This window comes from Nocardia sp. NPDC049190, assembly GCF_040648115.1.
In the GTDB taxonomy this organism is placed as follows: domain Bacteria; phylum Actinomycetota; class Actinomycetes; order Mycobacteriales; family Mycobacteriaceae; genus Nocardia.
This window is the reverse complement of record NZ_JBEZDE010000041.1, coordinates 17,750-38,414: the sequence shown is the minus strand read 5'-3', so window position 1 is coordinate 38,414 and position 20,665 is coordinate 17,750. Positions and strand designations below refer to the sequence as shown.

Genomic DNA, 20,665 nt, shown 5'->3' with positions numbered 1-20,665 from the left:
CAGACATCTACGACTCCTTCGACGACAGCTGCGCTGCCTGGTAGTTGCGGTGAAGGCCGAGCATCCGCGGCGTGATGACCGATTCCGCAGTCCTCTGCCGCTCGGGGCCGGCCGGTAGCGAGACGTAGGGTCGCCCCGACGCCATCGCAGTGAGCAGGGCCTGGGCGTTGGCCTCGGCCTGAATGGAACGGAAGACAGCCTCTTCGAGCGTGGCGCCGACGATGACGGCGCCGTGCCAGCGCATGAGGATGAGTGGACTGTCGCCGAGCTGTTCGATCAGGTGTACGGCGTCGTGGCGCTCGACGACCAGGTGGGTCTCCTCGAAGACCGGGACCACGTCGGGCCAGAAGGAGGCGTGCAGCAGCAGCGCCTCGCCCGGAACCTCCGCCAGGGTGCTGAGCTGCGTCAGCGCGGGCGAGTGGCTGTGCACGAGCGCACCCACCTCCGGGTGCATCCGGTGCACCTCGGAGTGCATGTAGATCTCGAGCGGCAGGCCCGGCACCCACTCGTCGTCGAACGCGACGTCGTAGACGTCGTCGCCGGCGCACTTCTGCTTCTGGAAGCCCGCGCCGGGACTGAGCAGGTAGTGGTCGCCGGAGGGCTCGGGGTAATAGCTCAGGTGCCCGAACATCCCGATCAGGTCATATGCGGCAGCGACCCGGGTCGCCTCGGCCAGAAGGTCCTTGTCGGTGCTCATCGGACTCATCGGACCGCTCCTCTCGTGAGTTCTGTGACGGCGTCGGCCAGCTGCCAGGGTGTGTGGTGTACGACGACCCCGGCCTCGCGAAGACGGCGCACCTTGCTGTCGTAACTGCCGGCGTCACCGAGCATGACCGCGCCCGCGTGGCCGAGCGGCTCGTCGGGTCGGGCCGACTCGCCGACGATCAGCGCGTGCACGGGGACATCGACCAGCCCGTCCACCATCGCCTGCGCAAGACCCTCCTCGCCCGTGCCACCGATCTCGCCGACGACGACGAGCACGTCGGTGTCCGGGTCGTGGGCGACCAGCTGAGCCGCCTCGGCCATCGACGTGAACGGCACGACGTCGCCGCCGATGCCGATCCAGCTGGAGATCCCGACACCGCGCTCGGAAAGCGAGCGCGAGACCTCGTAGGACAACGTGCCGCTGCGCGAGACCAGCCCGACCCGCCCGGCAGAGACCGCCTGCGTGGGCATGAAACCCAGCTTCGCCACGCCGGGCACGACAACGCCTGGGGAGTTCGGCCCGATCAGGCGGGCCGTACCGACCCGCTCGCGGATCGCCAATACGTCGAGCACCGGCACACCCTCGGCGAGCAACACCACCAGCCTCATCCCGGCATCGAGCGCGTCGAGCGTCGCGGCCTTCGCGTGCTGTGCCGGCACGAATAGCAGCGCGACGTCGGCGCCGGTCTCGGCCGCCGCTTCGGCGATCGTGGCGTACAGCGGGATGCCGGCGAGCTGCTGGCCGTTCTTCGAGGACGACACACCGGCGACCACCTTGGTGCCCTGTCGCTGGATCTCCTCGATCTGGACCATCGCGGCACGACCGGCGAGGCCGTGCACGATCAGGCCACTGGCCTCGAGCATGGTGCGCAAATTGTTCACGCGGTCACCCCTAGCAACTCGCAGATCTTGTCGATGGCGTACTCGAGCCGTGGCTCGATGACGACGCCGGGTAGGCCAGCGAGGGCCGCACCGGTCCCCTCCGAGTAGGGGCCCTGCAACCGAACAACCGTGGGCAGGTCGGCCGCGCCGAAGCGGCCGATCACATGCTCCAAGTCCTCCCGCAGCGTGCGGAGGTCGGTGATGCCGGCGTGGATGTTGACAATGACCACACCGACCTCGTTGCCGCTGCAGATCAGGTCGGCGGCGGCGTCGAACCGCTCCCGCCGCAGGTGCGGCGAGCCGGCCCGGATGTCGCTGAAGTTGTAGGCGTGGATGCCGCGGCGAGCGAGCTCGTCCATGACCAGCATTCCGGCACCGGCGCCGGTGTTGAGGATCGCGGCCTGGCCCTCGGCGTCGACGACCTTGAAGTCGCCGCCGTAACGCCGCCGCCAGGCTCGGCCGACGTGGACCAGGTCCAGGTCGCCGTTGAGCGAATTCACCCACTCCTGCCGGAACTCCGCGGCATCGTCGACGGTGACGTGGGCGTCGACGACCACGGCAGCACCCTCGCGCGTGATCGCCAGCGGATTCACTTCCAGCAACAGCAAGTCGCGCGCGAGCGCCACTCGGCACAAGTCGGCACACAGCCGAGCGATCTGCTCGACGTCGGGGCCGCTCCAGCCGAACGTGACCATGATCGAGTCCGCGGACGGCGGTGCCGATGGCGTGAACGACAGCTCGTGGCGGGCGCCACCGCTGAGCCGGTCCTCGACGCCGGAGCCGCCCGCGTCGCTCACCTGGAGCACGAGGCCCGAGCCCCACGGGTCGGTGATTATCGAGACGAACCACTCCTGCGCGATCGGCAGCCTGTTCTCCACGAGCACGGCGGCGGCCCGGTGGCCGGCGATGTCGGCAGACAGCAGTGCCGCCACCTCGGCGACCACAGAGGCGGCGTCGTCCGCGAAGCGGATTCCCCCCGAGGCGGCGCGGTTCTTCGCCGCGACCTGGGCCTTGCAGACACCTCCCATCCGCCGACCGAGCGCCGGGTCGTCGGCGGTGCGTACCAGCGTGCCGTCCGGCACCGGGATGCCCGCGACGCGCAACATGTCCTTGGCCTGGAATTCCAACAGCGAAACCATCAGGCCACCTGCCTTCCGAAGTGTGCGACGTACGGCGCGATCCGCTCGTCGGCGTGCAGGAGCGCGGCGACCGCGGCCACCGCCGCGTCGGTCAGGTCGCGACCTTCGGCCGCAGCTCGATATATGGCCGCCGCGATGTCGTCGAGTACTGCCAGCTGCTGTGTGATGAGCTCGCGACCGCCGACGGGCCCGTGCCCGGGCACGACGATGTCGACGTCGAGCTGCCCGAGCGCGTGCAGGGCGGCACGGAGACCGGGCAGGTCGCTGTCTCGGGCGACGGGCAGGACCCCGTTGAAGATCAGGTCCGAAGCGATGAGCACTCGATGCTCAGGCACCAGCACGTAGAGGTCGGCCTCGGTGTGCGCGGTACCGCCGACAGGTCGCAACTGCACGGTCAGACCACCGAGGTCGAGGTCGAGCGGACCGTCGATCTCCTCGGTCGGCAGCACCCAGGTGACGTTCGCGATCTCCGGCTCGAGGTCGGGCCGGATGCCGCAGAGCAGATCGAGGTACTCCTCGCCCCGCGTTTCCAGTCGCTCCTTCACGCATGCCGCGGCGATGATCCGATCGGTGGGGATGACACCGTTGCCGAGCGTGTGGTCGCCATGGAAGTGCGTGTTCACCAAGGCACTGACCGGCAGGTCGGTCACGGTGCGCACGTCGGCCATCATCACCTCCGCGTGCCGCGGGGTGAACAGCGAGTCCACCACGACCAGCCGCTCCGAGCCGATCAGGGCGACGGCGTTGGGCATGCCGTGCTCACCCTCGTAGACCAGCACACCGGGCGCGACTTCGCGCCGGTGCACCGTCGTGTGCTCGAGGGTCATCCGGCGACCTCGATGTGCTGGTCGAACCACGCCTGCATGCGGGCCCAGGCGTCCTTGCTGGCCTCGGCGTTGTAGTGGTCGGGTCGGTCATCGCAGTTGAAGCCGTGCCCGGCCGCAGCGTATCGGATCAGTTCGGTGGGCACCTGCGCCTTCGCGGCGCGTTCACGCAGCTGCTCCACACCCTCGACGGGGATCGAGTGGTCGAGGTCGCCGTACAGGCCGAGCCAGGGACTCTTCAGATCGGGGGCCAGGTCGATGAGCGGCGGCAGGCCGAAGCGGCCGAAGGTGACTCCGCCGCCGTAGTAGGTGACCGACGCGCCGAACTCGCGGAGGGTCGAGGCGCGCAGGGAGATGGCACCACCCATGCAGAACCCGACGATGCCGCACTGCGCGTCGCTGAAGCCGGCATCCTCGAGGAGGGTGAAGGCGGCGTCGACATCGACCTGCATGTCGGTCGGGTTGAGCGTGCCCATCATCTCGAGCGCGGGCGGAAGGTCCTCGTAGTCGAAGGTGGCGTTCTCCGAGCGGTGGTAGAGCGCCGGAGCCACGGCGAGCCAGCCGTCGCCGGCCATCCGGTCGACCACGGAGACGATGTGGTCGGTCAGCCCGAATGCCTCCTGGATGATGACGATGCCGCCGCGTGGCGTCCCGTCGGGGCGGGCGAGGGCGCACTGCATCGGGCCATCGACGGTGCGGACGTTGACGAATTCAGCCATCTTGCCTGTCCTTTCGCGTGGTGGTGAGCGGGAGCAGTGCGGCGGCCCGTGGGGACCAGCCGGCCAGAGCCGCACGCCAGTCGTCACGCTCGGGGAGTTGGGGAAGCCCGACCGGGAACGGCCAGTCGGAGCCGGGGAGGACGTGCTCGGGGGCGAAGGTCGCCTCGACCAGCCGAGTGGCCGGCTCGTCGAAGACGAGCGCGTCAGCGAAAAGCCTGGTCATGCGCTCGACGACGACGTCGCGCTTTCCCGGAACGCCGCGCAGCAGCCGGGGCAGGGTCAGCGCGAGGAACCCGCCGCCGTGGACCAGGCACAGGCGCGCGCCGCTGGCCCAGAAGCCGTCGCCGTCGAGCAGCAGCCGGACCACCGCGGCGGTCGTGGCGGACGGGAAGCCGAGAACCGAGGCGTTGGCGAGCCCCTTCGCGTCCGGCCGGTAGGGGTCGGAGTCGGGGTGCAGTTGCAGCGCCAAACCAGCTTCGGCCAGAGCATGCCATACCTGGTCGTACGACGAATCGACGAGCGCAGCCCCGTGGGTGGTGCCCATGGTGAGGCCGACCGCCTTCGGGTGACCCGCGAGGCGCTCGATCGCCGCGAGGGCCGCGGCCGGCGACCACAGCGGCAGCCAACCGAGCACACCCACTCCGTCCGGCGCCCACGCGAGAATGTCGTCGTTGACCTGCTCGGCGTAGCCGGGTCGCTCCTCGGCGAGGGACTCGAGGTAGAGCCCGGGCGGCGGGGAGACGACAGCCAGATCGAGTCCGGCGATGTGCGCGGCGAAGCCGTCCGCGTCGCCCAGGCGGGCCGGCAGCGGCAGGGTGCGGCCGGCGTGTGAGATCGCCCCGTCCCCGAGTCGGACGGTGGGGAAGCTGTCGAGCGTCGCGATCGTCGGGCCCGGGACGAAGTGGCAGTGGACATCCAGCATCAGTTGACCGCCATCAGGTAGTCGCTGGACGGGATGACCTTCTGCTGCGATCCGATCGAGACGAAGAACTTCTGCATCTCGTCGATGCTCGCGGTATCCACCGCACCGGTCGGGTCGAAGAGGGTCGGTTGCATGGCCTCGTAGACCTCCGGCTTCTTCACCGCCGTGTTGGCGACGAGCGCCGCGACGACCTTGTCACGGCCCACCACCGCGGAACCGTCGGTCGGGAAGGCCGCGTTGTAGTCGGCAACACCCTTCAGATAGGCCGTCACGAACCGCTTCGCCAGCGCGGTGTTCTTCGAGAGCCTCTCGCCGAAGAGCATGATCCCGTTCTGACCGTTGGGCAGCACCTGTCCGAACGGCACGAGCACCTTCGCGTTGCCCGTGGCGATCGCCTGCGCGATGAACGGCTCCTGAAGCGCCGCCGCGTCGACGGCGCCGCCCACGAAGGCGGAGTAGTTGTCGGCCGCGGACCCGGACACGAGGTCGACGTCCTTCGTAGAGAGCCCGGCGCCCTGCAGCGCCATGTCGAGTTCGGCGCCGGTGGAGGTGTTGATGTCCGGCAGGGCGATCTTCTTGCCCCTCAACTCGGCCACCGAGGTCGGCCCGTCGCTGTGCACGACAAGACCGGTCCAGCTGTGCGTGGGGTCGATACGGCCCTTGTCGGCGGCGATCTTGAGCGAGACATTGGAGCCCAACGCGTTGAACAGCCCCGGCGTGGGCGCCGTGCCGGCGGCGTCGAGTTGGCCGCTGGCGACGAGCCCGATGATCGTGGGCGCCGACTGTGAGGGGGTGAACGACACGTCGATGTTCTGCTCGGTGAAGTAGCCGTTCTCTTTCGCCAGGATCAGGCCCGCGTCGGAGAGGGCTCCGAACAGGCCGATCTTCAGCGTCGCGGTGCCGGAGTCTCCTGCCGACGTGGCGGAGTCGTTGCCGCACGCGCTGACCAGAGCCAGCGCCGCGGCGGTGACTGCGACCAAGGCACGGGTCTTGAACGCGTTCATAGGTGGAGCCTTTCGTGATGGGATGCGCCAGCGGTGCCGACGGATCCCGGAGGAGAACAGGAGGATCAGTGCTCGGTGCGCCAGGGCACGAGCATGCGGTGCAGCCAGCTCATGACGAGTTGGATCACCAGCCCGTAGATGGCGATCACGGCCAGCGCGGCGTACATCGATGAGACGGCGAAGGTCTGCCAGGACTGCCAGATGGCGTGACCGAGGCCCGCGCTGCTGCCCATGAATTCGGCCGCTACGACCAGCAGGAACCCGACGCCGATGCCCAGCTCGAAACCGGTGAGGATGAGCGAGAGCGAGCCCGGTAGTGCGACGGTACTGATCCGGCGCCACAGGGAGACCCGATAGACGGCCGCCGTCTCGCGATGGATCGGGTCGATCTCGCGGATGCCGGCATAGGCGTTGAGGGCGACCGGGTAGAAGACGCCGACCGAGACGATCGCCCACATGGCGGTCTCGCCGAGGCCGAAGATGATGAGGAACAGCGGAAGGATCGCGATCTTCGGGATCGGGTAGGTCATCGAGACCAGCGGGCGCAGCACCGTCTGCACGAACTGGGACAGCCCCATGGCGATGCCGACGACCAGACCGGAGACGCCGCCGATCAGCAGGCCCATGGCGAGTCGGCCGGTGGTCAGCACCGTGTCGTGCAACAGGGTGCCGTGCACAAGGCCGCCGCGCAGGCTGTCGAAAATCGCCGACGGCGCCGGAAAGAAGCGTGCGTCGAGGACGCCGGCCTTGGCCAGGACCTGCCAGAGGATCAGCAGGATCACCGGCGAGGCGGCGAAGAGAACCACCTTGCGAGCGACGTCGTAGACCCGGCTGAGGCGGATGCCCGGGCGCGTCGGGGCCGCGTCGACGATCGTGGCACTCATCGCTGAGCCTCCCGCTGCTTCATCATCTCCGTCTGGAGTCCGTCCCACAGCGCTTCGGAGAGCCGGGCATAGTTGGGGTGCGCCTGAACGCCGACGAGGGTGCGCTCTTCTCCGAACGGAGGCCGGACCACCTCACGGACGGTCGCGGGGCAGGCGGAGAGCATCACGACCTGGTCCGAGAGGAGCAGTGCTTCGGAGATGCTGTGAGTGACGAAGAAGACAGTCGGGCGGGTTTCCCGCCACGCCGCGAGGAGGTCCTGCTGCAGCTTGATCCGCGTGGGCTCGTCGACCGCGGCGAAGGGCTCGTCGAGCAGCAACAGTTCGGTGTCGGCGGCGAGGGCGCGCGCGATGGCGACGCGCTGCGACATGCCGCCGGAAAGCTCGGACCCCCGGCGCTTCGCGTACGGCGCCAGCCCCATCCGCTCGATCCAGTGCGCGGCCTTCGCGGCGCGTTCCTTCTTGGGAACGCTGCGCTCGATGCCGTACTCCACGTTCTTCTGCACCGACATCCAGGGGAAGACCGCCGCCTTCTGGAAGATCATCGCGGCACGCGGTGCACGGCCCGCCCAGCGGATGGTCCGTGGGTCGTTGGCCGTCTCGAGGCCGGACAGGATCCGCAGCAACGAGCTCTTGCCGCAGCCGGACGGGCCGACCAGGCACGTGAACTCGCCCCGCCGAACCGAGAGGGAGAGGTGGCTCAGCGCCGGGTTCTCCTTGCGGTTGCGCTTGTAACTGAAGTTGAGATCGTTGAGCACGAGGTACGGCGCCTCAGTCGGCGTGAGCGTGTCGGCTGTCATGGGGTGGACACTCCGGTCTGATCGGGTATTAGCTGGTGGACGATGTCGTCGCGGGTTCGCTGCAGTGCGGTGAGCCACTCTCGCCGCGAATCGGCGGTGGCGCGGGCCTCGGGAGCGAAAACAGTGAGCGCGTAGACCGCTCGGGTGAGCGGACTGATGAGGGGCACTGCGATCGCGCACGCGCCGCGACTGCGCTCGCCGGAGCTGATCGCCCACCCCTGCTTGCGTGCGTCGGCGCATTGGCGGCGCAGGTCGTCGGCGCCGGGCGTAGCCTCGGTGTAGATCTCGAGCGGGCCGTCACACACCTTGTCGAGCAGTTTCGGTTCACTGAACGCGAGCAGCACCTTGCCACTGGCGCCGGCGGCCAGTGGGCCGACGGTGCCGACCCCGTGGACGAACCGGAGCTGCTGCGAACTCTCGAGTTCGATCAGGCAGACGCGCTGGGTGTCCGCGGCGACGGTGAGCGAGACAGTCTCATCCAGCTCGGCGCGCAACTTCTCGAGGGCGATCTGAGCGGCCGCGATGAGCGGGTCGCGCTGCAACGCCTTTCCCGCTGCCGCCAGCAACTGCGGGCCGACGGCGTACGCCCCCGAGGGCAGCCGGGTGACCCAGGCGCGCTCCTCGAGGGCACGCAGCAGGCGCAGAACGGTCGGTGCCGTGAGGTCGACTCGGTGGGCGAGTTGCGTGAGTGTCATCGCCTCGACGCTGCCCAGCGTCTCGAGGATCTCGAGGAGCCGGTCACTAGACCGCATCAGCCATGCCTTTCATTAGGTGAAAGTCGAATATCACACGTTAACATCGCGTGATGCTAATCACGCGATGACATCCAGGTCAAGAGATCCGTGCCCCGGAAAACCTGCTGGCTATCCGATCGCCGATCGGCAGCCTTTCCCGACACGTGGTCGGTGGTGAACCAGACAGACGCCACTCACGAGCACAACGCCGACGACGGAGTAGGTGCGCCCCGTGCTGTACCCGCGGCGAGCGGGCCGATTTCTCCACGCCGTCGGATTCGGCATCATGGACAGGCCAGCGCGATCCCGTCCGCACCGACGAACGTGACACCTTGTGTGTGGCGACTATCCGCAGGTCCGGGGTCTGTGACCACGACGGCTCGAACCAACGACCGAACGGCGGTGAGAGCACTGCATTCGCCGCAGATCGCCAGGATGTCGACCGAGTCGAGGCCGGTTCCTGCAGCGCAATTCGCCGCTCGCTATCTGGGGGTCGAGGAACATCGTTGAGAAATCCGGCGCTTAGCGGTTACCGCACTTAGCAGCTCACTATGTGCGGTAGTGTCGCAGTCGTCCTGCGCGATGCCCTTTTCACGCGGCGGCAGCTCGGGAAACTATCTGCGGTACTGGTGGGAGGCCGGTCGATGGGACGGGTTCGGATGCTGCCGACGCCGGTGAATGATGTGCGATTGGCCGACGCGGTGCGGATCTACCTGGCCACGATCACAATGTCCAACACGCGTGCAACCTATGCGGCGGCGCTGGAGAAGTTGGTGGCAGATTTCGGCGCGGACACGAATGTGGCGCTGCTGGATCAGGAACCGGACCGGGTAAGTGGCTGGTTCACCTTCGTGTGGGGCAGCAAGGCCCCCAAGACGTTCAACATCCGGTTGACCGCGCTCGCGGCAGCGTGCGGGTATTGGCGCGAACAGCAGTGGCTGGCCGGTGATCCGTTGGTGCGGTTGCGGGCCCGGCCCGCACCACCGGATACCAGTAAAGCACTGAGCCGTGAGCGGGTCGCCGAGATCCTGGGATCGGATGCGGCGCTGCGGGAACGGGTGTTGTGGCACATGCTGTACGAGTCCTCGGCGCGTGCCGAGGAGGTGCTGATGCTCGATGTACCTGACCTGGATACGGCGAACCGGTGCGCGGCGGTGACCCGCAAGGGCGGGGCGCGGGAGGTCATCGCGTGGCAGACCGGCGCGGCGCGGTTGTTGCCGCGGATACTGGCCGGCCGCAAATCCGGTCCGTTGTTTCTCACCGACCGCAGAGCCCGGCCTTTCGGTGGCCCGCAACGATATCGACCCCTCGACCGGGCGGGCGCGCCTGTCGTATCGGCGTGCGGCGGAGTTGTTCAAGACTTACACCGAACGTTTCGACGACGGCCCGTACACGCTGCACCAGTTGCGGCATTCGCGGCTGACCCACGCCGCCGAGGAAGAGGCCTCGACGCCGGTGCTGATGAAACTGTCGGGGCAAACCTCCCTACGCAGCCTCGCCAAATACGCGCGGGTCTCCGACGACGGGCTACGGCGGTATCAAGCCGACAGCGACCCCGCCGCACGGCGGCGAGCAGGTCGGTGATCAACATCTCTTCGTGAGCGTCAGAACTGAACTGGAAAACGGACAACGGTCGACTCTGCTGAACGGTGCGGAACAGTTCCAAACAATTCTGAAATTCTTCGAAGGAAAGTTCGCTTCGATAGTGGGAAATTGGCAATTCGGATCGAACCTTGCCGGCTTGAACGAGCTCACTGGTAAGGGATTGTCGCTGGAGGCGGCGGCGGCGAAGACATGGACTGGAAAACAAGCTGCTAAAGCGGGGTTCGAGAGGGTGGAAATTGTGAACGTCGAGGGTAGCCCCGGAGAGTACACCAGTGCAATGGTGGAGTTTACCCGATGAACTATTACGAGCCGAAGTTCGACGAAGGGGCTGCCGCGCTGGTGGCCTCAAAATATCGCGAAGGATGGGTTCCCTCTCGGATACTTCGAGAGATGTTGACACTGTACCCAGATGTGTCGACGCTCGACTTGATGGAATTGATGCAGAATGCATTCAATTTACCTTACCCGGCCGTTCAATGCATCGGTGGCTGGTGGATGGACGGGACTGGCGAACTTTCCGATACCGAACTCGACACTTTCCTGATCGAAGAAATTGCGAAAGTATTACCACGATGCGGAAGAGATGAAAAAAGGGGGTCAAAGCAATGAGCGAGTATTCGGCTTGCGACCCTTGGATTTCGGCATAGACTGATCGACCCGTTCATGTATTCGTCGGCTTCGACACCAGTATTGCTGTGGGCACCCGGCCGGCAGCGGGTGCCTCATTCGTCGTTCTCCGCGTCCGGATCCCGTACCGGGCGGTGGGTTCCGTCGAGGTCGGGCAGGTGGAAGGCGTAGTACCCGTCCAGGCCGATGTGGCTGCGGATGAACGCCGACAGCCGGGCGGCGTCTTCTTCGCGGACCGGGTAGTCCTGCTCTCTCAGCGCGGTCAGGGCCCGATCGCTGTACACCGAATTCCACAGCACGACGCAGTTCAGAATCAGGCCCAGCGCCGACAACTGGTTCTCCATACCGTCGAGATAGCTACGGGTGATCTCGCCTTTGTGACCGTGGAAGATGGCGCGACCCAGGTCGTGGCGGCCCTCCTGAAGGTTGGCCTGTGCCTTGGCCTCGCGCCGATACGGTTCATCGTCGGCCAGGCGCAGGATGGTTGGGTCGGACCGGGGCGCGGTGCTGGCCTTGCAGCCAGCCCGTTTCCCCGGCCCGCCCGCGGCGCAACCCAATACGATCCGGCAACGCTGAGCCAGCGCCGGTGACGATTTCGCCCGCCGCGCCCACCGCTGCAGCGTTCAGCGTTCGCCGCTCCTCGTCGGTCAATACCACCTCGGCCACCGGCCGACCCCTGCCCGCCACGAGGCGAGCCTACCGGCCCCGAATTACTCAACGAATTCCTGGTGCGGGACACTAGCTGAGCCGTTTTTGCAGCACCTCGGTCAACTGCTCGCCGATCGACGGCGTCAACCTACCTGTCAACTCGAACCCGATCTGGTTGGCGACGTCCCTGGCATACAGGTCGACCGACGCCTCCACGAGGTCGGCGTACACCCCCACCGCGCGGCGAATCCGATGGCGTGACACCAGAAACGCACACACACCCGGCACAAGCGCCGGCCACCAGTACACACCGACCATCAGATAGGCCAAGCCCCACACCGGGGTACGGGCGGCGGCGCCACACCGCTCCTGGACCGTTGCCACCTCGGTCCGCGCCGCATCGGGCAGCATCAGCCACAGCCGTGGCCACGTCGTGGTCAGGTCGAGTCCCGTGCCACGGCCGACCCGCTCGTCCACGGCCCGCAACCGGTCGCCCGCCCACGTCGGGCATTGCGGTTCGATCTGGGAGATCGCGTCGCGCCGCAGCACGGCCCGACGCGCCTGACGTTTGGCTCGACGGTCCGATCGGTCGGCCAGTACCGCCTTGACCGCGACGTCCGCTTTCGCCGCCGCACGTCGCCAACGACGGTGGCGTAGCGCGACGAACGGCCGACCGACACCCGTGCCGGTCACTCCCCACGCGAAGATCACGACGCCACCGAGCGCGGTGACTGCCAGCCCCACCACGGCGGTCGCGGCGAGCAACGCCGCCGCGGCCCACACCAGCGCGGGCCCGCTCGACACCGCCGTCACCCGCGTCCGCAACAGTTCGACATCGAGTGCGTGTGATGGCCCGAGCGTGACCGCCACCAGCGCAACGGCCACGAACACCGCGGCGGGCAGCGCGAGCGCGGAAGCCCATCGGGTGGCCATGTTCTTGCCGAGTTCGGTGAGAAACGCGGTCACAGGTCGATCCTGGTCTCGCGGAACGGCTGCCCGGTGAGCCGGCAGAACGGACGCATCTCGGTCGCAGCGCGTGGGCACGCACTCGCGGGGCACACCCATGCGGTGGCCACGACGCTGCGGGCACCCTTCCACGGCTCGAAGCCTCGGTGGGTCCGGGTCAGGTTGTCGATGCCGTGCTGGGCGAAGGCGCTGTCGAGTAGGTCGAGGTCCGCCTCGGACACTTCGCCGCGCTCGACCGCCGCGACGATTCTGGCCAACACGTCCGCGACACCGTAGCGAGAAGCGCGTTCGGCCAGCGCTTCTCCCGCCTGCAAGCAAAGGACTTCGACCCGAGGACCGGTCGTTGGTGTCATGCCGACTCCGAATCTCCTTCTCCGCGTTACCGATCACGCTACCGTGGACCGAACGGGATTGGGGGCTAGGCGTGTACGACGACGTCCGGTTGGTAGTCGAGGATTTCGAGTACACCGGTGACATCGCCACGCTACTCTCGGCCGGTCTGCCGCCACCGGCGCAGTGCCCTCCGCACCTGCTGCCGCACCTCGCTCGGGCGCACTGGCTCCGGTTCCAGGCACAGAGCGGGTTCACCGGCCTGGTCGACCGGGAGATCGCAGCCGCCATCACCGGCGGGCCCGGTGATTTCGCGGTCGCGCGAGTCACCGCCATGCCGCAGTACCAGGCGCTGGACGAGGCACGCCAGGAGTTCGAGGACTGCCCGGACCGCGCGACGCTGGTAGCGTTCGCGAACGCCTACACGGCGTTGATGAATGCGCTGGACGATGACCGAATGACGGCCGCGCTCACTGCCGACCACGCCACGTTGCTGCTCATGATCGACGAGCACGACGGCACGGACACCTACCGCGAGATCGTCCTCAACGGGCTCGACTGGATGATCACCCGCACACCCCGCGACGATCCACAGCGCGCCCGCCGGCTGGTCGACCACGCCCGAGCACAGCTGAACGCGGGCAGGCGGCCGGGGCGGATCCTCGCCGACTACCGGGCCGCTGCCCAGCTGGCACTGCGGGAACGCCCGGTGTGGCGCGACGTCGTGATCGAACTCGCCCAGTACCAGTCCGATCTCTATACCGACACTGCAACGCCCATACACCTGGCCGGCGCGTTGGTCACCTGCCGCGACCTTGTCGACGCGCTGCAGCGGGACTTCGGCGACACGGCTACCGTGCCCGAGTTCCGTCAACTCGAGCGAGAGGTGAGCGACCGGATCGGTCCCGAAACAACGCGATTCCTGCTGACCTGCCATCGCGATCGCCGCGCGCTGCAGGCACAGTACGACCTGGTCGAGAGCCTGCATCGACAGCAGGTCACGCTCGAGGTGCTCGAGCGGCGACGTGACCAGGCGTGGGTGCTGGCCATCGGGCTACCACTGGACCACGATGGCAGGCCGGCCGCGCTACTGGACCTCTACCACGCACACAGCGACCTCGGCGAGATCGGCGGCGACACCGAGGCGAGCATGCTCGCCTACGACACGGTGATCGAAGCGCTGCTCACCACGTCACCGGACGACGCAGGCCGAGCGCGGCTGCTGAATGCACTCGCCAACTCCGCGACGACCGCCGCCCGATGGACCGGCTCCCGTGACGAGGCGAAGCAGGCCGTCGATGCCGCACGCGCCGCGGTGGATGTTTCGCCCGCGGACGATGGCCAGCGCGCACTCCGGCTCAGCACACTCGCGTCCGCGCTGATCGCGCAGTTCCAGTTCGGCGACAACCCCGCAGCAGGCCAGGAGGCCGTCGCCGTCGCGGAGGAAGCTGTCGCACTGACCCCACCCGGTGACTCGAACCTCCCGTTGCGCTGGTCGACGCTGTCGAGGGCGGCCCAGAAGGTGGCCCAGGCCGGTGATCACAGCATGTTCACCACAGCTGTCGAGGCGGGCGCGTCGGCCGTGGCCACCATCCCCGCCGACGACGTACGCCGGATCGGCATGCTCTACAACTACGCCGCCGCCCTACAGACGCAGGCGGCCGAGACGAACGTGACGGACGCCGAACCGTTCCGCGAGGCCGAATACGCCTACCGAGCCGCACTGACGCTGATGGGTCTCGATCACCCCGACGTTCCACGGATCGAGAGCACCATCGCCGACCTGCTCTATCACCGATACCGGCAATGCGGTGATCTGGACGCGTTGGACGACTCGCTCGAGCTCGCGCAGAAGGCCGTCGATCAGACGCCGCAGAGCCATCACTGGTGGCCGTTGCGGGCGATCGCCCTGGCGCGCTCGGCGCGTGAACTCGCCGGGTTCGGCGGGACGCGTGCCGACCAGCTGCGCCAGCTCGCGATCACCTACTACCAGGCGGTCTCCGCGCACCCGGCCGCCAGCGCGCAGCACCGGATGATCTGTGAACAGGCCCAGGCCGTGATGCATGCCGAGGCCGACCCGGCGACGTGGCTGGACGCGCAAGCACGCGTCATCGCCGCCATCCCCGCGACGGTCAGCCGGGCGCTGCCTCAATCCCGCAGGTTGGCGGCGGTGCGGCAGTTGGACGGCCTCGCCGACCGGGTGGTCGAGGCCGGTGCGCGTTCGGGCCAGCTCGACCGGGCACTGGAGTTGGTCGAACAGTGCCGGGGCGTGTTGTTCGGTGACGCGTGGGGTATCCGCCGCGGCTGGGCACGACTGCGCCGTACACAGCCGCAACTGGCCGAGGAACTCAGCCAGGTCGAGCGCAAGTTGGCTGATGCCGACACCTACGCCGACCTCACATTTCACCTCGAGGTGGAGTTCGACGGCCGGATCTCCACCCGAGACTGGGACCCGCGACCACGGGCCGTCGAACAGATCCGGCTGCTCGCGGCACGGCGGGACCGGCTACTCACCGAGACGCGGGCAGTGCCGGGGTTCGAAGATCTGCTGACGCCACCGAATCTCGACGTCTTGCGTACGCGCACGGCCGGGCACACCGTGGTCATCGTCAGTGCCGCGGGCACGGCGCTCGTGGTTCCCGCCGACTACGCGCAACCCGTCGAGGCGGTGCCGCTGCGGGAGATGACCGAGACCACGGCGCGCGCCCAGATCAAGCGGCTGCGGGCGGCGCTCGCCGACGTCAAGGACCCAGCGTGCTCGTTCGACCGGCGCGAACAAGCCCAACTGGACGTGCACGCCGTGCTGGAATGGCTGTGGGACAGCACAGCCGGGCCGGTGCTGGACCGGGTCACGACCTCGCGGCTGTGGTGGTGCCCGATCGGAATCACAGCTCAGCTGCCACTACACGCCGCGGGAAAACACCGTGACGGTACGGGGCAGACCGTATTCGACAAGGTCGTCTCCTCGTACACACCGTCGCTGACCGCGCTCGCCGACACATCGACCACCCCTCGCCCGCAGCACACCCGCCACACCGCGCTGGTCGTCGGCGTCGGCGAGCGGAAAGGCGTGCTCGTCCTGCCGAGCGCCCGCTCCGAGGCCGAGACGGTGGCCAGGCTGCTGCCCGGCTCCACCCTGCTCATCGACTCCGCCGCCGACCCCGACGCCATCAAGCAAGGCCTGCACGAGCACGCGATCGCCCACTTCGCCTGCCACAGCCGGGCGGTCAGCTCGGCCGAGCACCCCGACCAGGGCGGGCTCATGCTCAGCGATTCGCTGTTCGTCCCCTCGTTCGTGCACGATCTGCGCACCACGCAGGCACAACTCGCGTTTCTTTCCGCATGCGACACCGCAGGCCCTGACCCGGCACTGTTGGACGAGCCGCTCAACCTGGCGTCGGCGTTCCATCTCGCCGGCTTCCGCGGCGTCATCGGCACACTGTGGCACACTGCCGACAGCACCGAGACCGCCGAGGCGGTCTACGCGGCGCTCACCGCGCATGGCACCCACCCCGCCGACACGGCCCAGGCCGCCACCGCACTCACCGCTACGCTGCGCCACATGCGCGACACCTATCCGGCCGTGCCGACCAGGTGGGCCGCCCACGTGCACGTCGGCGATTGAGTTGCCTACGGTTGGTCTGCCCCCCGCGACCACCCACCGGCGCGTCCGGCGCGAGATAGCGACAGCCACAACCATTGACATCACGTCCCCGATCCGTTTCCCGAGGCCAGACTCGAACCGATCGACGCTATCCCGTTGCCAGAACGCGACTTTCACCGACATGGTCGGCCAGCGCGGTCAGTACTGGCGAGCATCCGGCGTCGACGGTGAGCGCGGCGAACTCGTCACCGCGGGTGCGGCCCCGGTTGACGATCACCACCGGGCGGCGGTGCGCGGCAGCGTGGCGCACGAATCGCAACCCCGACATCACCGTCAGCGATGACCCGGCGACCAGCAGTGCGTCCGCATTGTCGACGAGCTCGTAGGCCGCGGCAACGCGGTCTTTCGGCACGTTCTCACCGAAGTACACGATGTCGGGCTTGAGCATCCCACCGCAACGCTCGCAGTCCACCATCCGGAAACCGTCGGTGTCGGCGATCACCGCGTCGGCGTCAGGGGCGACCTCGAGCCCCTTGGTGATCGCTGCCGCCGCGAATCCGGGATTGGTCGCCTCCAGCCGCTCGGCCAGCGCCAGCCGCGAGATCAGCGCCCCGCAGCCCAGGCAGCACACGCGCGCGTACGTGCCGTGCAGATCGATCACCCGGCGGTGACCTGCCTTCGTGTGCAACAGGTCCACATTCTGGGTGATCAGCCCCGTGACGACGCCTGAGTGCTCCAGCCGGGCCAGCGCGCGATGGCCCGGATTCGGCCACGAGCCGTCCATCCGGCGCCATCCGACATGGTTGCGCGCCCAGTACCGCTGCCGGAACGCCGCGTCACCGACGAATTGCTGGTATGTCATCGGGTTGCGCGGTGGCGAGGACGGACCCCGGTAGTCCGGAATTCCGCTGTCGGTCGAAATCCCCGCACCGGTCAGCGCAACGACCCGGCGCCCGTCGAGCAGCTCCACCAGCCGCTCGAACTCGGCGCCGGGATATTCCCGCGCGACGTCCGACATGCGGTTCAGGGTACGACGACGCCACGGCGAACAGCTGCCGAGGCCGGGTCACATGCGACGCATCACCGAGACGACCTTCCCGAGGACAACCGCCTCGTCACCGTCGATCACGTCGTAGGCGGGGTTGCGCGGCTCCAGATATACATGCCCGTTGCGCCGCCGATACACTTTCACCGTCGCTTCCCCGTCGATCATCGCCGCGACGATCTCCCCGGAATGCGCTTCGTGCTGCTGGCGGATCACCACGATGTCACCATCACAGATGGCCGCGTCGACCATCGAATCGCCACGCACACGCAGCCCGAACACGGTGCCGCGCCCGACCAGCTCCCGGGGAAGCCTCATCGAGTCGTCGGTATGCTCCTCGGCCAGGATCGGCGTGCCCGCCGCGATGTCGCCGACCACCGGCACCGCGACCGTATCGTCGGCGGTTTCCCGACCGACCGTGGTCGACAGGAACATCCGCACATCGATCGCACGCGACAGTGACTCGCTGCGGCGCAGAAATCCGCGCTCCTCCAGACTCTTCAAATGCTTGGACACCGACGACGATGACCGCAATCCCACTGCGTCGCCGATCTCGCGGGTGTTCGGCGGATACCCGTACCGGACCACCCAGTCCCGAATCGTTTCGAGAATCCGCTGCTGCCGTGGCGGCAGTGTCGAGGTGTCGAGGTGCTCGAACGTGTCGAGCCGGTCGTATCCGGTCACCCCGGAATGGTAGAGGCGGCGGCCACCGAGCCGTGCCTACGGGCCACGCCGACCTGCCCCGGCACGACCGCGAATCCACATCACTCGTGGTCGCACAGTGTCGTGCGGCGACGCCCCGCCGTGTGCGACGAGTTCAGGACAACGACGCGCCGGACCCGGTTGTGATGAGGTCGGCGGCCTTTTCCGCAAGCATCACGGTGGCCCCATTGGTGTTGCCGCAGACGATGGTCGGCATCACGGACGCGTCGACGACGCGTAGTCCATCTGTGCCGTGCACCTTCAGGTGCAGATCGACGACAGCGCGTTCGTCGACGCCCATCGCGCATGTTCCGACCGCGTGGTACTCCGTCTGCGACCATCGTTTCGCATGGTCGGCAAGGGCTGCGCCGTCCAGGGTTGTTTGAGCCGGCAGGTTCAAGCCGCTCAGATACTCGACGATCGGGCTTTGCTCAGCGATCCCGCGCAGTCCTGCTTCGATATCCGAGAGGTCCTCCGGGCAGGAGAAGTACGCCGGATCGATGTGGGGATGGGTCAGCGGGTCGGCCGATCTCAGCCATAACCGGCCGCGGCTGCGCGGCTGCGTGGACGCGGTGAGCATGGTGAAGTTCGGCAGCGGCGGGCTGGTGCGCCCATGATCGACGAACGCGGTGGGGCCGCCGATGAATTGGACGTTCGGCACCTCACCGCCCTCGGTCGACAGGAAACCTCCGACCTCACCGCCGTTGGAGGCGAAGGGGCCGCCGGCACCGCTCTGCCAGCGCGTCATGTTCTCCGGGCCGGCCATTTCGAGCAGATCCGTGGAGTGCTCGGTCGCCCACACCAGCGGCACCACCGTGTGGTCGTGCAGGTTCTCGCCCACGCCGGGTAGGTCGGCGACGACGTCGATATCCAGCGCACGCAACTGGTCGGCCGGACCGATCCCCGACAGCAGAAGCAACTACGGGGAGTTGATGACGCCACCGCTGAGCAGGATCTCTACCTCCGACCGTGCGGTTCGCTCGACGCCCTGCTCGACATAGTCGACGCCGATCGCCCGGTTGCCGTCGAGAAGGACCCGGGTCACCTGGGCCGCGACGCGCACGACGAGATTGGGCCGCCGCATCGCCGGACGTAGATACGCATCGGCGCACGACCAACGACGGCCATGGTGGCAGTTGACCTGATAGGCGCCGACGCCGAGTTGCGACGCCCCGTTGAAGTCGTCGTTGCGAGCCAATCCCCACTGGGCGGCTGCGTCCACCCAGGCATGCGACAACTCGTGGGTGAACAAGCGATCCTCGACGTGTACCGGCCCGTCGCTGCCATGGTATGGGTCGCCGAGGCGGCTGTTCTGCTCGGCTTTGATGAAATACGGCAGCACGCTGTCGTAGTCCCATCCGGCATTGCCCAGCGCGCTCCACCGGTCGAAGTCGGTGCGGTGTCCACGGATGTAGATCATGAGGTTGATCGAGGATGAACCGCCGAGCGCTTTGCCTCGCGGGAACGTGGTCGAGCCTTGATAGTGGGCCTGTTCCTCGAGTTGATAGTTCCAGTCGATCTCTGAACCGGAAAGCGCGCTGAACAGCGCCGGCACTCGGATGGTCGCCAGACTGTCGGGCGGTCCGGCCTCCAAGAGGAGCACTCGTGTCGCGGGGTCCTCGGTGAGCCGGATTGCCAGCACACAGCCGGCACTGCCCGCGCCCACGATGATGTAGTCGAAATTCTCGGTCATTGGAGTCAATGGTGTTGGAGTCATGCCCGCACGATAAGCTTATCTGGGGACAGATACTATCAGATGATAGTTGTCTCCAGATAGTGAAACCGTATGGATACACTTCCGCATGAGAAGCAACCCGTGGCGATGGGCAATGGAAGCGACTATGAGGGACTACGACGGCAAGACGGCGGCCGAACGCGCTGCCGAACGACGAACGCGACTGATTGATGCGGGCTCCGAACTGTTCGGCGAACGCGGTTTCGCCGCCACGTCGATACGCTCCGTGCTGCAGAGATCCGCGTTGCGGGACCGTTACTTCGGAGAAAGCTTCGCAGATCTCGACTCGTTACTGGCCGCTGTCTACACGCGGCTGATCGATGAAGAGGTTGTGGCCTGCCGCGCGGCGATCGCGAACGCGAGTGGGGCGTCCGAGGGCGCTCGCGCCATGATCGACACGCTCACACGCTCACTCGACGGGAATCCCGGTCGGGCCCGCGTCAAACTACGCGAGATCCTCAGCGGCGGACCGGTTTCCCGTCAGCAACGCCAAGCGGGACTACACCGGCTTGCCCAACTGGTCGCCGACCTATTGCCCCCGAATTCGACTCGGAGCAAGACCGACACGCATCTGCTCGGGCTCGCGATAGTGGCGGCCGCCGACGAACTATTGCTTGCGTGGATGGACGGCGAGCAGGGGCTGACCCGCAGCACTGTGGTGGACCTGGTGATGCTGATGTTCGATGCCGTCGCTCAGCGCATGAGTTCCGGCCGTCCACCGACCTGAGCGCGAAATGATGTCACCGCATCGACCGCTGCCGGTCGATCCGGTGGCGGCCTGACCACGGAACTG

General features: G+C 67.5%; 22 protein-coding genes. 5 read left to right on the top strand and 17 right to left on the bottom strand.

Annotation, left to right across the window (positions count from 1 at the left end; translation table 11 throughout):
• Positions 1–7 precede the first annotated feature (7 nt).
• The 10 genes from AB0B25_RS26825 to AB0B25_RS26780 form a co-directional block, all read right to left on the bottom strand.
• Positions 8–706, bottom strand: a complete 699-nt coding sequence (locus AB0B25_RS26825) for a class II aldolase/adducin family protein (RefSeq protein WP_357184917.1) — start codon at positions 704–706, stop codon at positions 8–10.
• Complete coding sequence (locus AB0B25_RS26820) at positions 703–1,587, bottom strand: succinate--CoA ligase subunit alpha (RefSeq protein WP_357184914.1); 885 nt, start codon at positions 1,585–1,587, stop codon at positions 703–705. Before AB0B25_RS26820 ends, AB0B25_RS26825 begins: the two co-directional genes overlap by 4 nt.
• Positions 1,584–2,726, bottom strand: a complete 1,143-nt coding sequence (locus AB0B25_RS26815) for an ATP-grasp domain-containing protein (RefSeq protein WP_357184911.1) — start codon at positions 2,724–2,726, stop codon at positions 1,584–1,586. Before AB0B25_RS26815 ends, AB0B25_RS26820 begins: the two co-directional genes overlap by 4 nt.
• On the bottom strand, positions 2,726–3,553 hold the full coding sequence (locus tag AB0B25_RS26810; RefSeq protein WP_357184908.1) for an MBL fold metallo-hydrolase: 828 nt from the start codon (positions 3,551–3,553) through the stop codon (positions 2,726–2,728). The genes AB0B25_RS26815 and AB0B25_RS26810 overlap by 1 nt, the downstream gene beginning before the upstream one ends.
• On the bottom strand, positions 3,550–4,269 hold the full coding sequence (locus AB0B25_RS26805) for a dienelactone hydrolase family protein (RefSeq protein WP_357184905.1): 720 nt from the start codon (positions 4,267–4,269) through the stop codon (positions 3,550–3,552). Before AB0B25_RS26805 ends, AB0B25_RS26810 begins: the two co-directional genes overlap by 4 nt.
• The gene (locus tag AB0B25_RS26800) at positions 4,262–5,191 is read right to left on the bottom strand and encodes an amidohydrolase family protein (protein WP_357184903.1); all 930 of its coding nucleotides are present in this window, start codon (positions 5,189–5,191) and stop codon (positions 4,262–4,264) included. The genes AB0B25_RS26805 and AB0B25_RS26800 overlap by 8 nt, the downstream gene beginning before the upstream one ends.
• On the bottom strand, positions 5,191–6,195 hold the full coding sequence (locus AB0B25_RS26795; RefSeq protein ID WP_357184901.1) for an ABC transporter substrate-binding protein: 1,005 nt from the start codon (positions 6,193–6,195) through the stop codon (positions 5,191–5,193). Before AB0B25_RS26795 ends, AB0B25_RS26800 begins: the two co-directional genes overlap by 1 nt.
• A gap of 65 nt (positions 6,196–6,260) precedes the next feature.
• A complete protein-coding gene (locus AB0B25_RS26790) occupies positions 6,261–7,079 on the bottom strand; it encodes an ABC transporter permease (RefSeq protein ID WP_357184898.1) in 819 nt (272 codons plus the stop codon).
• Positions 7,076–7,876 (bottom strand): ABC transporter ATP-binding protein, encoded by an 801-nt coding sequence (locus AB0B25_RS26785; protein ID WP_357184896.1) that lies wholly within the window; start codon positions 7,874–7,876, stop codon positions 7,076–7,078. The genes AB0B25_RS26790 and AB0B25_RS26785 overlap by 4 nt, the downstream gene beginning before the upstream one ends.
• The gene (locus tag AB0B25_RS26780; RefSeq protein ID WP_357184893.1) at positions 7,873–8,628 is read right to left on the bottom strand and encodes an IclR family transcriptional regulator; all 756 of its coding nucleotides are present in this window, start codon (positions 8,626–8,628) and stop codon (positions 7,873–7,875) included. The genes AB0B25_RS26785 and AB0B25_RS26780 overlap by 4 nt, the downstream gene beginning before the upstream one ends.
• 1,266 nt (positions 8,629–9,894) lie before the next feature.
• On the opposite strand from AB0B25_RS26780, the gene AB0B25_RS26775 reads away from it, so the two are divergent.
• The 3 genes from AB0B25_RS26775 to AB0B25_RS26765 are packed head-to-tail and all read left to right on the top strand — an operon-like array spanning position 9,895 to position 10,824.
• Positions 9,895–10,194, top strand: coding sequence for a tyrosine-type recombinase/integrase (locus AB0B25_RS26775; RefSeq protein ID WP_357184890.1), 300 nt, complete (start codon positions 9,895–9,897; stop codon positions 10,192–10,194).
• Positions 10,195–10,207: 13 nt separating this feature from the next.
• Positions 10,208–10,513 carry a hypothetical protein gene (locus tag AB0B25_RS26770; protein WP_357184887.1) on the top strand — a complete coding sequence of 102 codons (306 nt, stop codon included), beginning with the start codon at positions 10,208–10,210 and terminating at the stop codon, positions 10,511–10,513.
• Positions 10,510–10,824, top strand: a complete 315-nt coding sequence (locus AB0B25_RS26765) for a hypothetical protein (protein ID WP_357184884.1) — start codon at positions 10,510–10,512, stop codon at positions 10,822–10,824. Before AB0B25_RS26770 ends, AB0B25_RS26765 begins: the two co-directional genes overlap by 4 nt.
• A gap of 113 nt (positions 10,825–10,937) precedes the next feature.
• Here the strand turns inward: AB0B25_RS26765 and AB0B25_RS26760 are convergent, their stop codons facing one another.
• From AB0B25_RS26760 to AB0B25_RS26750, 3 genes are all read right to left on the bottom strand, one after another.
• Positions 10,938–11,399 carry a Tn3 family transposase gene (locus AB0B25_RS26760; RefSeq protein WP_357184882.1) on the bottom strand — a complete coding sequence of 154 codons (462 nt, stop codon included), beginning with the start codon at positions 11,397–11,399 and terminating at the stop codon, positions 10,938–10,940.
• 181 nt (positions 11,400–11,580) lie between these two features.
• Positions 11,581–12,456, bottom strand: coding sequence for a hypothetical protein (locus AB0B25_RS26755; RefSeq protein ID WP_357184879.1), 876 nt, complete (start codon positions 12,454–12,456; stop codon positions 11,581–11,583).
• Positions 12,453–12,809, bottom strand: a complete 357-nt coding sequence (locus AB0B25_RS26750; RefSeq protein WP_357184876.1) for a hypothetical protein — start codon at positions 12,807–12,809, stop codon at positions 12,453–12,455. Before AB0B25_RS26750 ends, AB0B25_RS26755 begins: the two co-directional genes overlap by 4 nt.
• On the opposite strand from AB0B25_RS26750, the gene AB0B25_RS26745 reads away from it, so the two are divergent.
• Positions 12,803–16,411 (top strand): CHAT domain-containing protein, encoded by a 3,609-nt coding sequence (locus AB0B25_RS26745; protein ID WP_357184874.1) that lies wholly within the window; start codon positions 12,803–12,805, stop codon positions 16,409–16,411. The genes AB0B25_RS26750 and AB0B25_RS26745 overlap by 7 nt on opposite strands.
• Before the next feature lie 127 nt (positions 16,412–16,538).
• On the opposite strand, the gene AB0B25_RS26740 is transcribed toward AB0B25_RS26745, so the two are convergent.
• The 4 genes from AB0B25_RS26740 to AB0B25_RS26725 all read right to left on the bottom strand — a co-directional run bounded on the left by AB0B25_RS26740 (position 16,539) and on the right by AB0B25_RS26725 (position 19,830).
• Positions 16,539–17,408 (bottom strand): NAD-dependent protein deacetylase, encoded by an 870-nt coding sequence (locus AB0B25_RS26740; protein WP_357184872.1) that lies wholly within the window; start codon positions 17,406–17,408, stop codon positions 16,539–16,541.
• A gap of 48 nt (positions 17,409–17,456) precedes the next feature.
• Positions 17,457–18,119 carry a transcriptional repressor LexA gene (gene lexA, locus AB0B25_RS26735; protein WP_357184869.1) on the bottom strand — a complete coding sequence of 221 codons (663 nt, stop codon included), beginning with the start codon at positions 18,117–18,119 and terminating at the stop codon, positions 17,457–17,459.
• Between the two features lie 133 nt (positions 18,120–18,252).
• Positions 18,253–19,056 carry a GMC oxidoreductase gene (locus AB0B25_RS26730; protein ID WP_357184865.1) on the bottom strand — a complete coding sequence of 268 codons (804 nt, stop codon included), beginning with the start codon at positions 19,054–19,056 and terminating at the stop codon, positions 18,253–18,255.
• A complete protein-coding gene (locus tag AB0B25_RS26725; protein ID WP_357184861.1) occupies positions 19,057–19,830 on the bottom strand; it encodes a GMC family oxidoreductase N-terminal domain-containing protein in 774 nt (257 codons plus the stop codon).
• 148 nt (positions 19,831–19,978) lie between these two features.
• Between AB0B25_RS26725 and AB0B25_RS26720 the strand changes: the two genes are divergently transcribed.
• Positions 19,979–20,599 carry a TetR/AcrR family transcriptional regulator gene (locus AB0B25_RS26720; RefSeq protein WP_357184859.1) on the top strand — a complete coding sequence of 207 codons (621 nt, stop codon included), beginning with the start codon at positions 19,979–19,981 and terminating at the stop codon, positions 20,597–20,599.
• Positions 20,600–20,665: the final 66 nt, after the last annotated feature.